Below are 12,915 nucleotides of genomic sequence, written 5' to 3' on the forward strand. Positions count from 1 at the left end.
GGTAAGTGGCATGGAAAACCTATTGGAAACCTACGGTGAAGGCACCGTACTCTTTGCGCTTGGCGGCATCGTCGGTCTGGTGTTTGGCGCTGCAGCGTATCAATCAAAATTTTGCCTGCGTGCGGCGACGATCGAGGTCGCGCAAGGCCGCTTCGGAAGCCGGTTGAGCATCTGGCTTATTGCGTTTTGCGCAGCGGTCTTCGGGGTTCAGTTTTCCATCGCAATGGGCTGGCTAAGCGTCGCGGACGCACGCCAGTTGGCAAATGTCGGCAGCCTGTCAGGGGCTATCATTGGCGGGTTGATGTTCGGTATCGGCATGGTGCTGGCACGCGGCTGTGCAAGCCGCCTATTGGTGCTGTCGGGCACAGGAAACTTGCGTGCATTGGTAACAGGCTTGGTCCTGACGGTCGTGGCGCAAGCATCCCTTAGCGGCGTCCTTGCTCCAGCGCGGATCTATTTGTCCGGCCTGTGGTCGATCCAAGGGGGATCGGCGCGTGATATGTTGGCTCTCATCGGATTGAACGCGACGGGTGCTGCAACACTTGCTGGTATCTGCTTTGTGGGTGCGTTGATCTTTGCAGCACGAAAACAAGTTCCCGTATCGCAGTATGGCGCGGCGGTGATTGTTGGCCTCGCGGTTGCGGGGGGCTGGGTCGGCACCTATCAGATCGCACAGGCGTCATTTGAAGTGGTTTCAATTACCTCGGTCACGTTTACAGGGCCGTCGGCGGATACTTTGATGGCGCTGGTAACTGAGCCAAGCGTGCCAATGGGCTTTGGCCTTGGCCTCGTTCCGGGGGTGTTTATCGGTGCGGCAACAGCTGCCGCTTTGACGTCGGGCCTGCGCATTCAACGATTTGGCCAAGACACCCCGATGGAGCGCTATTTGATCGGCGCGTTTCTGATGGGCTTCGGCAGCATGCTAGCTGGCGGTTGCGCGGTTGGCGCGGGCATGTCTGGTGGCGCGATCTTCTCGCTAACGGCATGGGTCGCTGTTGGATGCATGTGGATCGGCGCGATGGGTGCGCAGCTGGTGTTAGAAAAGCCGCAGGTCGTCGCGGCCTAGATATCCTGAATAAAGCGATACCTGTCGCCGGCGCGTTCGATACGTCCGATGCCATTGCCTTGCATGTGAAAGCCAAGGACTGGGATTTGGTCATGGGTAATCTGATCCAGCAGCGATGCGCGCGTCATCGCCCCCATTTCCATATCTTGATCCGATCCCGTCTTCCAAGTCGGATGGGCCAGCGCGATATGATCGTTACCGATGCAATCACCAAGGATCATCATCGCATTTGTGCCGTGTCGCACTTCGAAAGCCATATGCCCAGGTGTGTGTCCAAAGGTGGCACGCGCCGCCACGCCGGGTAAGATTTCCTCACCATCGTTAAAGAACGTGATGTTGTCCTCAATCCTCGCCAGACGGCGTGCCGCCCCAACAGCAAAGGTCGTGCGCCCCTCATCAATGGTGTCGACGGTTTCTGGGTTGGTCCAATAGTCCCACTCCTGCTGCCCAATCAAATAACGCGCGTTGGGGAACAATAGATCGTCGAAATCATCGACAAGACCCCAAATGTGATCAGGATGGGCATGGGTAAAGGCGATGTCGGTGATGTCGTCCGGTGTAAGGCCGACTTCATCAAGCGCATCCAGCAGAAAGCCAGCACTGCTCATGAATTCAGATCCTGCGCCGACATCAAACAGGATGTTGCGCTCATCTGTTTGCAGCAATGTGATATTGCAAGGGGGCGTCATAACTTCGCCAATCCCAAATTCGACAATCGCGCCTGCGCGGTCATCTTCGGGAAGGGGGGCTAGAACCATGGATGCAGGAAGCGTTAGCGATCCGTCAGAAAGGGACGTCAAAGTGAACGCACCGATTTCTGTTTTCGCCATCAAGGGGTTATGCGGCCAGAGCGATCCAGCAAGCCCTGCGGCACCCATTGAAAGCAGCTTTCTGCGTGATAACGTCATGGCACGTCCTTACATATTCTTATTTGGGAATATGTAATAGGGTTTGCTACGTTTAGTCAAATGGCCTAGGCGTATAGAAATATGAAGTTCGGACCCCTTTAGCTGCGTCGTGCAGCTTCCCAATCCGAGTACAACTCAGGCCGTTTCCGCATGAGTTTGTTTTCGGTTTGGCGGCTTAACGTCATGTCGCCAACGGGGGAAACATTGTGCTTCTCAAGTGAGATTTTAAAGTCCAACCGTTCTTCCAAGAAGTCGACCAATTTGTCGAGCTGCTCATATTGGAACATATGATCGACGGCCAATTCGCCCTCATTGTCGCGCACGAACTTTTTGGGATCACCAACATGGGACCAACTGGTCGGGTCGCCTTTGGCGTAGTCATTCACAAAATCATCGAAAGACACACCCTTGGTGCTTTGGGGTTTGCCATCTACCGCGGAGCGCTGACGATACCGGTACCAGCTTCCGAGCCAACCGATTGGGTGGCGAACCGTACAAACCACCTCCAAATCACTGACGCCGCATTTGCCCAGATAGGGTTCTAAATAGCGGATGTATCGGTAGGCTGGGGTGTGTTTTAGAATCGCTGGATTGCGCAACGCCATATCAGCACGTGCTGACAACGCTTCTTCAATTGCTGTTGTTCCGGTCTTGGGTAGGGCCAGAAGGACCAATTTTTCTTTTGCGAAAACAAGCATTTACATAGGGCTCCACTCTCCGGTTAACCGTAAACTACTCTTTAACCAATAAGCATGAAAGATGTGTTGTGAACGATTTTAGTTGATGTGTTCTCGTTTTGATCTCATAAGAAAGAGAACAAGAGGTGAACGAAGCAAATAATTGCTACCCTCAGTAGGGCGTGGAATAAGGAATAAAATCATGGCAACGGCAGAGCTTTTAAAAATGACTGACAAGAAATCCGCGGATAAGCAAAAGGCGCTCGATTCCGCGCTGGCACAGATCGAACGTCAGTTCGGTAAGGGCTCAATCATGACGTTGGGCGGTAACGCTACCCAAGAGATTGAAAGCACTTCAACCGGTTCTTTGGGTCTGGATATCGCGCTTGGCATTGGTGGCATCCCGAAAGGGCGCATCGTTGAAATTTACGGTCCTGAATCATCTGGTAAGACAACGCTTACACTGCACTGCATCGCGGAAGAGCAGAAAAAGGGCGGCGTCTGTGCGTTTGTTGATGCCGAGCACGCGCTCGACCCAGGCTACGCCAAGAAACTGGGTGTTAACCTTGATGAACTACTGATCTCGCAACCTGATACCGGTGAGCAAGCCCTTGAAATTGTTGACACACTGGTGCGTTCCGGCGCGGTTTCCATGGTTGTTGTCGACTCTGTTGCGGCGCTGACACCGAAGTCTGAACTTGAAGGCGACATGGGTGACCATTCCGTTGGTGTACATGCGCGCCTCATGTCCCAAGCGATGCGTAAACTGACGGGCTCTATCAGCCGCACAAAATGTACCGTTCTTTTCATCAATCAAATCCGCATGAAAATCGGCGTTATGTTCGGCTCGCCTGAGACGACAACTGGCGGCAACGCGCTGAAGTTTTACTCCTCCGTTCGCATGGACATTCGCCGCATTGGCGCCGTGAAAGACCGCGACGAAGTTGTGGGTAACTCTACCAAGGTCAAAATCGTGAAGAACAAGGTCGCACCGCCGTTTAAGGTTGTGGAATTCGACATCATGTATGGCGAAGGCATCTCTAAGATGGGTGAACTTGTCGATATGGGCGTGAAAGCCGGTGTCGTTGAGAAATCCGGCTCTTGGTTCTCATATGGGGATGAGCGGATCGGGCAGGGCCGTGAAAACGCCAAACAGTTCCTGCGCGATAACGAACATTTCGCGATTGAGATCGAAGATAAAATCCGCGCTGCACACGGCCTTGATTTTGACGGTTCCGAAGATGCCGCCAAAGATACCGCAAATGATGACGGGGCTTTGCTGGAAGATTAATCCAGCACGAAACCTAGAATTGAAGGGCGCAGGGGAAACCTTGCGCCCTTTTTCGTTTGCTGCCTGTGGACTTGGGGCAGGCGCAGGGCTATTTCATGTGTCGCAATTAACCCGCCCGAAAGAAGTGCCATGACCAGCCTGTCAGACATCCGTTCTACCTTCCTTGATTACTACAAACGTCAGGGACATGAGGTCGTGGCCTCCAGTCCGCTGGTCCCGCGCAATGACCCGACTCTGATGTTCACCAACTCCGGCATGGTTCAGTTCAAGAACCGCTTTACTGGCGTTGAAGCAGGCGACTATCAGCGTGCGACGTCATCCCAGAAATGTGTGCGCGCCGGTGGTAAGCACAATGACCTCGACAATGTTGGCTACACCGCGCGTCACCACACGTTCTTTGAAATGCTCGGCAACTTTTCTTTCGGCGATTACTTCAAGAAAGAAGCGATCCCATTTGCGTGGGAACTGCTGACCAAAGATTTCGGAATTGATAAATCCAAGCTACTGACGACCGTTTATCACACCGATGACGAAGCGTTTGAGCTTTGGAAAAAGATCGGCGTGCCGGAAGACCGCATCATTCGCATTGCCACGGACGACAACTTCTGGCGCATGGGGCCGACTGGTCCTTGCGGCCCATGCACTGAAATCTTCTATGATCACGGCGATCACATCTGGGGCGGCCCTCCGGGATCGGCGGATGAAGATGGCGATCGCTTCATTGAGATCTGGAACGTTGTTTTCATGCAAAACGAGCAGTTCGAAGACGGCACAATGACACCGCTAGATATGCAATCCATCGACACTGGGATGGGTCTGGAACGTATCGGCGCGCTGCTGCAAGGCGGCCATGACAACTACGAGACAGACCTTTTCAAGGCCCTGATCGAAGCGTCTGCACATGCAACGTCAACCGACCCGTTCGGCGACCAGAACGTGCATCACCGCGTCATCGCGGACCACTTGCGTTCAACATCTTTCTTGATCGCTGAAGGTGTGCTGCCATCCAATGAGGGCCGCGGCTACGTGCTGCGCCGCATCATGCGTCGCGCTATGCGCCACGCGCACCTCTTGGGTGCACAGGACCCCGTCATGCACAAACTGGTGCCTGCATTGGTCCAACAAATGGGTGCTGCCTATCCTGAGCTGGGCCAAGGTCAAACACTGATCGAGGACACGTTCCTGAACGAAGAAATCCGTTTTAAAACAACGCTGGATCGCGGTTTGAAACTGCTTGATGACGCCTTGGTTGATGTCGATGAAGGCGCGGATTTACCGGGCGAAACTGCGTTTAAGCTTTATGATACTTTCGGCTTCCCACTTGACCTCACGCAAGATGCCTTGCGCGAAAAGGGCCACGGCGTGGACGTTGACGGCTTTGATGCGGCCATGGCGGAACAAAAGGCCAAAGCACGCGCTGCTTGGTCTGGCACAGGCGCCGCGGCCGACGCCGCGATCTGGTTTGATATTGCTGACAAACATGGGGTCACTGAATTCCTCGGCTATGAAACCGAAACCGCTGAAGGTCAGCTATTAGCGATTGTCGCCGATACCGACGCTGTCGACAGCGCCAAAAAGGGCGACACTGTTGCAATGATCTTCAACCAAACGCCATTCTACGCGGAAAGCGGTGGTCAGGTTGGCGATGAAGGTGTGTTGAAAACAGACACAGGCACAGCGCGTATTACCGATACTAAAAAGGTCGCTGGATTGTTCCTGCATATGGCTGAAGTCACAGATGGCACGCTGACCAAAGGGCAGGGTACTGAGCTTACGGTTGACCACACCCGCCGCAGCACCATCCGCGCCAACCACTCAGCGACGCACCTGCTGCACGAAGCACTGCGCGAGGCCTTGGGCGACCATGTCGCGCAGAAGGGTTCGCTTAATGCACCAGATCGTTTGCGGTTTGATTTTAGCCACAACGACGCGATGACAACGGATCAAATTCGCCAAGTCGAAGCCCGCGTAAACGAGATGATCCGCCAGAACACATCTGTAGATACCCGCATCATGACACCTGACGATGCCCGTGCCATTGGCGCTCAGGCGCTGTTTGGTGAGAAATACGGCGATGAAGTCCGCGTCGTATCCATGGGTCGCGCAGATACGGGCAAGGGCGCAGACGGCCAAACATGGTCGCTGGAACTTTGCGGCGGCACTCATGTGCGCCAAACTGGTGACATTGGTGCATTCGTCACATTGGGCGATTCAGCGTCTTCCGCCGGCGTGCGCCGGATCGAAGCACTCACGGGGCAGGCCGCGCTGGACGCATTGCTGACGCAGGATCAACGCCTCTCCGAAACCGCCACACTGCTTAAAGCGCCAGCAGCTGACGTGCCAACGCGCGTCAAGGCCTTGATGGATGAACGCAAAGCGCTCGCCAATGAGGTGGCGCAGCTGCGTCGCGAAGTTGCGATGGGTGGCGGTGCCAAGGCTGAAACAGCAGAAGCAAAAGAAATCAACGGCGTAGCGTTCAAAGCTCAAGTGATGCAAGGCGTCACAGGGCGTGATTTGCCTGCTATGATCGATGAAATGAAAGCGGCGATGGGCAGCGGTGCTGTTCTGTTGATTGCAGATGCAGATGGCAAAGCGGCCGTGGCTGCGGGTGTTACGGCGGACCTGACCGACAAAGTCAGCGCCGTGGACCTCGTGCGCGCCGCTGTCGCGGAACTTGGTGGCAAAGGCGGCGGCGGTCGTCCTGACATGGCGCAGGGTGGCGGCAAAGACGCGACAAACTCTGACGCCGCAATCGCTGCGGCTGAGCAGGTAATCTCTTCTTAACCCTGTCTCTGTTTCTCAAATATCCTGGGGGTCCGGGGGCTAGCCCCTGGTTCTTCTCTCAAACAAAAAAGGGCCGCGCCTTCAAATGAAGCGCGGCCCTTTTTTATACTTTTCAGTGAGTTATCACTCAGACTTTGCGTGACGCTTGCGCTCATGCGGGTCAAGGTAGCGCTTGCGCAGACGGATAGCGTTTGGTGTCACTTCAACCAATTCGTCATCGTCGATGTACGCAATCGCTTCTTCCAACGACAGGGTTACCGGTGTCGTCAAACGAACCGCTTCATCTGTACCGGATGCGCGAACGTTGGTCAGCTGCTTACCCTTCAATGGGTTCACTTCCAGATCGTTTTCGCGTGTGTGCTCACCGATAATCATGCCTTGATACACTTCGACCTGCGCACCGATAAAGAACTTACCGCGGTCTTCAAGCTTCCATAGCGCGAAGGATACGGACGTACCATTTTCCATGGAAATCAGAACACCAGCGCGACGGCCTGGGATCTTACCTTTGTGCGGTGCCCAGTCGTGGAACACGCGGTTGATAACGCCTGTACCGCGTGTGTCGGTCAGGAATTCGCCGTGGTAACCAATCAGGCCACGGGATGGCACATGGGCGATGATGCGGGTTTTGCCTGCACCAGCTGGCTTCATTTCGACCAGCTCACCTTTGCGCACACCCGTGATCTTTTCGATCACAGCGCCGGAGTATTCGTCATCCACGTCGATTGTGGCTTCCTCAATCGGTTCATGGCGTACGCCGTCGATGTCTTGGAACAACACTTGTGGGCGGGAAATCGACAATTCGAACCCTTCGCGACGCATGTTTTCAATCAAAACACCCATCTGCAATTCGCCGCGACCTGCAACCTCAAACGAGTCACCGTTCGGGGAATCCGTAACTTTGATGGCCACGTTGGATTCAGCTTCTTTCAACAAACGTTCGCGGATCACACGAGACTGAACTTTCTTGCCGTCACGACCTGCCAGAGGCGAGTCGTTGATGCCGAATGTCACAGTGATGGTTGGTGGATCGATTGGCTGCGCCGGAATCGCGTCAACGACAGATGTGTCGGCCAGCGTGTCGGCAACCGTCGCCTTGGTCATGCCTGCGATGGAAACGATGTCGCCAGCTTCTGCCGTGTCGATCGCTGTTTGCTCGAGGCCGCGGAACGCCAAGATTTTGGTGGCGCGGAAGTTTTCGATCAATGTGCCATCACGCGACATTGCTTTGATCGACTGACCAGCGGTCAGCGTGCCGGATTCAACACGGCCCGTTAGCAAGCGGCCCAAGAACGGGTCACCGCCAAGTGTCGTGGCCAGCATTGTGAATGGCTTGCCCGCATCAGCGATCTGCGCAGGGGCAGGGACGTGCTTTGTGATCAATTCGAACATCGCGCTCAGGTCTTTGCGTGGACCGTCCAGCTCCATGTCGGCCCAACCGGAACGGCCAGATGCGTACATGTGTGGGAAATCAAGTTGCTCGTCTGTTGCGTCAAGGCTTGCGAACAGATCGAAGCATTCATCCAGTGCGCGGTCTGGTTCGCCGTCTGGCTTGTCGACCTTGTTGATGACAACAATCGGCTTCAGGCCAAGCTTCAGCGCTTTGGATGTCACGAACTTCGTCTGTGGCATCGGGCCTTCAGCGGCGTCCACCAACAAGACAACACCATCAACCATGGACAGGATGCGTTCCACTTCGCCGCCGAAATCGGCGTGGCCTGGTGTATCAACAATGTTGATGCGGTGGCCTTGCCATTCAACAGATGTTGGTTTGGCGAAAATTGTGATGCCGCGTTCACGTTCCAGATCGTTGGAATCCATAGCGCGTTCTGTCGTCGCTTGGTTTTCGCGGTAGGTGCCTGATTGCTTCAGCAATTCGTCCACAAGTGTGGTTTTGCCGTGGTCAACGTGAGCGATGATGGCGATGTTACGCAGTTCCATTGGATGTCCTTAAGAAAGCATTAGATCGGGCGCAAACGCGGGCCCGTGAATGACGTTGCGCGGGCTTTAACGCGCCTTCGGCAGAAAGGCTAGGGTTATCTAGCGCCGCTTAATGCACGGCGGTTTTTGAGAACAGCTGAATGACGACAATTCCGCCAAGGATCAGCGCCATTCCAAGGATCGCTGGCCAGTCAAGCGTTTGGCGAAATACGATCCAACCGATCAGCGCAATCAGCACGATGCCAGAGCCTGACCAAATCGCATACATAATCCCAACCGGCATAGACTTAAGCGTTAAGGCCAGCAGATAAAATGCAAGACCGTAAGCAACCACAACGATGATCGATGGCCCGAGTTTGGTGAATTGCTGGCTGGCTTGCAGCGCGGTCGTGCCAATTGTCTCAAATATAACGGCGACAAAAAGCGTGATGAAATGCGTCGGCATGTTTCGCGTCCTTTACGTGGCTACGTACCAGTCTTTGCGGTGGTTGAAGGTGATGATCATGTTGACGATGAACGCACCAAGCATCGAGAATAGTACAGCACGCGCATCAATAATGAAGAACGCGGCCGCAAAGATGCAGGCGTCAAACAAAAGCTGAGTGAAACCGGCGCGAAAGCCGGTGCTTTCCTGAATATAAAGCGCAAGGATGCCAACACCGCCAAGCGACGCGCCATGGCGAAAGATTGCCAACAGGCCAGCACCCGTAAGGGCCCCAAACAGGGCGACGCCATAAAACGGGTCGAGCGCTTCGAAACTGATCAAGGTCGGGAACCAAATCGAAAATACCGAAACCATGGCCACGGCAATCACGGTCTTCACAACAAATCGCGGCCCGATGCGTTTGTAGCCCAGCCAGTAGAACGGCAGGTTCACCAAGAAGAACATCAACGCGAATGAATAGCCGGTGGCGTAGGACAACAGCAGCGCAAGCCCGGCAGTTTGCCCTGTGACAAGGCCAAGATGGGTCAGGATGACGAGACCCGTGGCAGCCATGCCTGTGCCCGTGACAAGCCCTTGCGCGTCTTCCAACAGCGTGTGGCGACGGGGGCGGTTTTTGGGCGGGATAAGGGATTCATCTGACATGAAGAAGGGGTATTTGCCGAAAAGGTAGGTGTCCAGCAAATAAGGGCTACCCAGTTGGGCAGCCCTTAATTCTTAATACGTTAGCTTAGTCTTTAAGCTAAAGCAGCGTTCAGGTTCTCGTCGATTTTCTCAAGGAAGCCCTCAGTGGTGAGCCAAGATTGGTCTGGGCCAACGAGAAGTGCGAGATCTTTGGTCATGAAGCCGGATTCAACCGTATCCACGATGACTTTTTCCAAAGTTTCAGCGAACTTGGTCAGTGCTGCGTTGTCATCCAGCTTGGCGCGGTGACGCAGGCCACCCGTCCACGCAAAGATAGACGCGATGGAGTTCGTAGACGTTGCTTCGCCTTTCTGGTGCTGGCGGTAGTGGCGCGTGACGGTGCCGTGCGCGGCTTCGGATTCAACGATCTTGCCATCTGGTGTCATCAACTGGGATGTCATCAAGCCAAGCGAGCCAAAGCCCTGCGCGACTGTGTCAGACTGCACATCGCCATCATAGTTCTTACAGGCCCAGACATAACCTCCAGACCATTTCATCGCCGATGCAACCATATCGTCAATCAGGCGGTGCTGGTACTCAAGACCTGCTTCGTCGAATTTGTCTTTGTATTCAGCGTCAAAGATGCGCTGGAAGGTCAGCATGAACTGGCCGTCATACTGCTTCAAGATCGTGTTCTTAGTGGACAGATAAACTGGGAAGTTGCGCTTCAAGCCGTACTCAAACGACGCGCGAGCGAAGTCCTCGATGGATTTATCAAGGTTGTACATCGCCATGTAGACGCCGGACGTTGGCGCATCGAAGACTTCTTCTTCCATGACTGTGCCGTCCTCGCCAACGAACTTCATGCTGAGCTTACCTGGCCCAGGGAACTTCATATCGGTCGCTTTATATTGGTCACCATAAGCGTGGCGGCCAATAACGATCGGCTGAGTCCAACCCGGCACAAGGCGCGGCACGTTGGAACAGATGATTGGTTCGCGGAAGATCGTACCGCCAAGGATGTTGCGGATTGTGCCGTTGGGTGATTTCCACATCTTCTTGAGGCCAAATTCCTCAACCCGTGCTTCATCGGGGGTGATGGTTGCACATTTGACCGCAACACCGATTTCTTTTGTCTTTTCAGCGGCATCAATCGTGATTTGATCGTCCGTCGCATCGCGGCTTTCCATGCCGAGATCGTAGTAGAGCAAATCAATATCAAGGTAAGGGAGGATCAGTTTGTCTTTGATGAAGGCCCAAATGATGCGGGTCATTTCATCGCCATCCATCTCGACGATTGGATTTGCTACTTTGATCTTATCCATCTGGGGATATCCTTTTGTGCGTATGAGTTGGCGACCAGATAGCGCATCTGGTGTGTCTTGGGAAGCCTGTATGCCGTTGTATACAGTATTGATAGCGTGTCTCGGCGTCAGTTAGCGCAGGTTATTGAACATACCCTTAGCGCCTGCGGCGAGCAGGGGCAAAATTTCAAGAAATTTTGCTGCGTTCGGCGAGGATATTTGGGAAACAGAAGCAAAAGGGGGCTAGGTGTTTGCGGAAAACCACGCGTCTAGGCCGGGGACGAGCGCGTCCCAAAGGGCAGGGGCGCCGCGTTTGACTTTGTGGCCGACGCGGGCGTCGAGCTGGTCGCGCGTGACTTTGTAATCGCGCCATGAGCCGCCACCAGATTCCAGATTGCAAATAAGGGGTTGGGCGCGGTCGAGTGATTTGGCAAAGACAGCATCGACTGTTGAAGCGGCTTCGAATTCTTCCCACGTTGCACGGAACGTGTCGCGTTGCGCTGGGGGGAGCATGCCAAACAGCCGATCCGCGGCGGCTTGTTCTTCAGCCTCGACCGCTGCGGCATCAAAGGTTCCATGGATTGGGTTGTCGCCTGCGTCGATCTCAACAATATCGTGCAAAAGCAGCATCATCAGCACCACATCCAACTGCGCAGGGGCGTGGCTGTGTTCATGGAGGGTCATGGCCCAAAGCATGATGTGCCAGCTGTGCTCGCCCGAGTTTTCGCGCCGTGATCCGTCACAAAGGGTGGTGCCGCGCAGGACTGACTTGAGTTGATCGGCCTCCATGACGAACCGCAGCTGTGAGGCCAAGGGTTCAAGTGGCGCAAGGTGGCGTTTGTTCAGCAAGTTTGACGCGTGTTGGTGGATCTCGGGCCAGTCATCATGCAGATCGCTGAAGCGGCCGGTTTCTAAGATGCCGCGCAGGATGTCGTGTTCGTCTTGGGTCTGCACTGGATTGGAAAGCTCTTGAAACATGGGCGACGCTTTGTCGATCATGTTGGCGTAGCGCGCGTCAGCGGTTTTGCCGTCTTCGAATTCTTCCCACAAAAGACGGTAGTTGATGCCTTGATCTGCAGGGAGCAGACCAAAGATGCGGGCTGCAGCAGCTGCTTCAAGGCGGCGCACTTCGTCCATGTCGTGATCAAGATGAACAGGGTGATCGCCGGCGTCGATTTCAACGATGTCGTGCACCAAGAGCATTTGGATGACACGGGGGATATTTGCGCCGCCTGAGTGATCCGCAAAGACAAGCGCCCAAAGGCAGACATGCCATGAGTGTTCCGCCGTGTTCTCAAACCGTGATCCATCTGAAAGCACATTTGCGCGGGTGACAGATTTGAGCTTGTCGGCTTCAATCAAAAACGCGAGCTGGGCGGGGATGCGGTCTGCGGGAGTTGGAATGGTCATTATATATCCACGATCGCGAGGCTAAGCGTTGCAGTAGTTTCGCCAAGCGAGAAGAATTCAGTCGCACCGCCGGACCCAGTTTCATCTAACCCCATTGCTGACATCCCGATTGAGAGATGGGTGTATGAACCACTCGGCCCAGGAGCAATGATGCCTTCAGGGACTTCAAAGCTACCGTTTTGTCCGCCAGCTGGCTCATATCCGCAGCACAAGAACACCAATTCGCCCATTCCAAAGTCAGCCGTTAGGCGCTTTGACAGTGCGATGACGTCTTCGGGCGGAACTGTCAGCGTGAGTTGGGCCCTTGTTTGTGGGGTGCCTTCAGTTTCGCAGCTAACGAGCGCGAAGTCGTTGAAATCTTCAGGCATAAGCTTGCGAATGTCGTCGCAGCCGTCATCGGCAAGCGCAGGGGATGCCAAGAAAGCCGAAAGGACGACACAGGCTGTGCTTGGCAAGTTGCGCATCGGG

General features: G+C 54.6%; 11 protein-coding genes. 3 read left to right on the plus strand and 8 right to left on the minus strand.

Features of this window, described 5'->3' with window-relative positions:
- Positions 1-10 precede the first annotated feature (10 nt).
- Positions 11-1,066, plus strand: a complete 1,056-nt coding sequence (locus tag OSB_RS06545; RefSeq protein ID WP_049834230.1) for a YeeE/YedE family protein — start codon at positions 11-13, stop codon at positions 1,064-1,066.
- Here the strand turns inward: OSB_RS06545 and OSB_RS06550 are convergent.
- On the minus strand, positions 1,063-1,974 hold the full coding sequence (locus tag OSB_RS06550) for an MBL fold metallo-hydrolase (RefSeq protein WP_049834231.1): 912 nt from the start codon (positions 1,972-1,974) through the stop codon (positions 1,063-1,065). The two genes, OSB_RS06545 and OSB_RS06550, sit on opposite strands and share 4 nt — an antisense overlap.
- Positions 1,975-2,072: 98 nt before the next feature.
- Positions 2,073-2,672 (minus strand): hypothetical protein, encoded by a 600-nt coding sequence (locus OSB_RS06555; protein WP_049834232.1) that lies wholly within the window; start codon positions 2,670-2,672, stop codon positions 2,073-2,075.
- Between the two features lie 181 nt (positions 2,673-2,853).
- Between OSB_RS06555 and recA the strand changes: the two genes are divergently transcribed.
- Positions 2,854-3,942 carry a recombinase RecA gene (gene recA / locus OSB_RS06560; RefSeq protein WP_049834233.1) on the plus strand — a complete coding sequence of 363 codons (1,089 nt, stop codon included), beginning with the start codon at positions 2,854-2,856 and terminating at the stop codon, positions 3,940-3,942.
- Positions 3,943-4,071: 129 nt separating this feature from the next.
- Positions 4,072-6,726 carry an alanine--tRNA ligase gene (gene alaS / locus OSB_RS06565; RefSeq protein WP_049834234.1) on the plus strand — a complete coding sequence of 885 codons (2,655 nt, stop codon included), beginning with the start codon at positions 4,072-4,074 and terminating at the stop codon, positions 6,724-6,726.
- A 123-nt stretch (positions 6,727-6,849) separates the two neighbouring features.
- On the opposite strand, the gene typA is transcribed toward alaS, so the two are convergent.
- The 6 genes from typA to OSB_RS06595 all read right to left on the minus strand — a co-directional run bounded on the left by typA (position 6,850) and on the right by OSB_RS06595 (position 12,911).
- Positions 6,850-8,667, minus strand: a complete 1,818-nt coding sequence (gene typA / locus OSB_RS06570) for a translational GTPase TypA (protein WP_049834235.1) — start codon at positions 8,665-8,667, stop codon at positions 6,850-6,852.
- Positions 8,668-8,776: 109 nt separating this feature from the next.
- Positions 8,777-9,112, minus strand: coding sequence for a DMT family transporter (locus OSB_RS06575; protein ID WP_049834236.1), 336 nt, complete (start codon positions 9,110-9,112; stop codon positions 8,777-8,779).
- Positions 9,113-9,124: 12 nt separating this feature from the next.
- Positions 9,125-9,754, minus strand: coding sequence for a YitT family protein (locus tag OSB_RS06580; protein ID WP_049836079.1), 630 nt, complete (start codon positions 9,752-9,754; stop codon positions 9,125-9,127).
- Positions 9,755-9,846: 92 nt separating this feature from the next.
- A complete protein-coding gene (locus tag OSB_RS06585; protein WP_049834237.1) occupies positions 9,847-11,058 on the minus strand; it encodes an NADP-dependent isocitrate dehydrogenase in 1,212 nt (403 codons plus the stop codon).
- 222 nt (positions 11,059-11,280) lie between these two features.
- Positions 11,281-12,447 carry an HD domain-containing protein gene (locus OSB_RS06590; RefSeq protein ID WP_049834238.1) on the minus strand — a complete coding sequence of 389 codons (1,167 nt, stop codon included), beginning with the start codon at positions 12,445-12,447 and terminating at the stop codon, positions 11,281-11,283.
- Positions 12,447-12,911: an NHL repeat-containing protein gene (locus OSB_RS06595; RefSeq protein ID WP_049834239.1), complete on the minus strand. Its 465-nt coding sequence runs from the start codon at positions 12,909-12,911 to the stop codon at positions 12,447-12,449. Before OSB_RS06595 ends, OSB_RS06590 begins: the two co-directional genes overlap by 1 nt.
- Positions 12,912-12,915 lie beyond the last annotated feature (4 nt).

This window comes from Octadecabacter temperatus (genome assembly GCF_001187845.1).
GTDB lineage: Bacteria > Pseudomonadota > Alphaproteobacteria > Rhodobacterales > Rhodobacteraceae > Octadecabacter > Octadecabacter temperatus.

Excerpts from the sequence above, each read along its gene's own strand:
- OSB_RS06575 (WP_049834236.1), bottom strand. The coding sequence starts at position 9,112 with ATGCCGACGCATTTCATCACGCTTTTTGTCGCCGTTATATTTGAGACA.
- recA (WP_049834233.1), top strand. The coding sequence starts at position 2,854 with ATGGCAACGGCAGAGCTTTTAAAAATGACTGACAAGAAATCCGCGGAT.
- alaS (WP_049834234.1), top strand. The coding sequence starts at position 4,072 with ATGACCAGCCTGTCAGACATCCGTTCTACCTTCCTTGATTACTACAAA.
- OSB_RS06590 (WP_049834238.1), bottom strand. The coding sequence starts at position 12,447 with ATGACCATTCCAACTCCCGCAGACCGCATCCCCGCCCAGCTCGCGTTT.
- OSB_RS06595 (WP_049834239.1), bottom strand. The coding sequence starts at position 12,911 with ATGCGCAACTTGCCAAGCACAGCCTGTGTCGTCCTTTCGGCTTTCTTG.
- OSB_RS06550 (WP_049834231.1), bottom strand. The coding sequence starts at position 1,974 with ATGACGTTATCACGCAGAAAGCTGCTTTCAATGGGTGCCGCAGGGCTT.
- typA (WP_049834235.1), bottom strand. The coding sequence starts at position 8,667 with ATGGAACTGCGTAACATCGCCATCATCGCTCACGTTGACCACGGCAAA.
- OSB_RS06585 (WP_049834237.1), bottom strand. The coding sequence starts at position 11,058 with ATGGATAAGATCAAAGTAGCAAATCCAATCGTCGAGATGGATGGCGAT.
- OSB_RS06580 (WP_049836079.1), bottom strand. The coding sequence starts at position 9,754 with ATGTCAGATGAATCCCTTATCCCGCCCAAAAACCGCCCCCGTCGCCAC.
- OSB_RS06555 (WP_049834232.1), bottom strand. The coding sequence starts at position 2,672 with ATGCTTGTTTTCGCAAAAGAAAAATTGGTCCTTCTGGCCCTACCCAAG.
- OSB_RS06545 (WP_049834230.1), top strand. The coding sequence starts at position 11 with ATGGAAAACCTATTGGAAACCTACGGTGAAGGCACCGTACTCTTTGCG.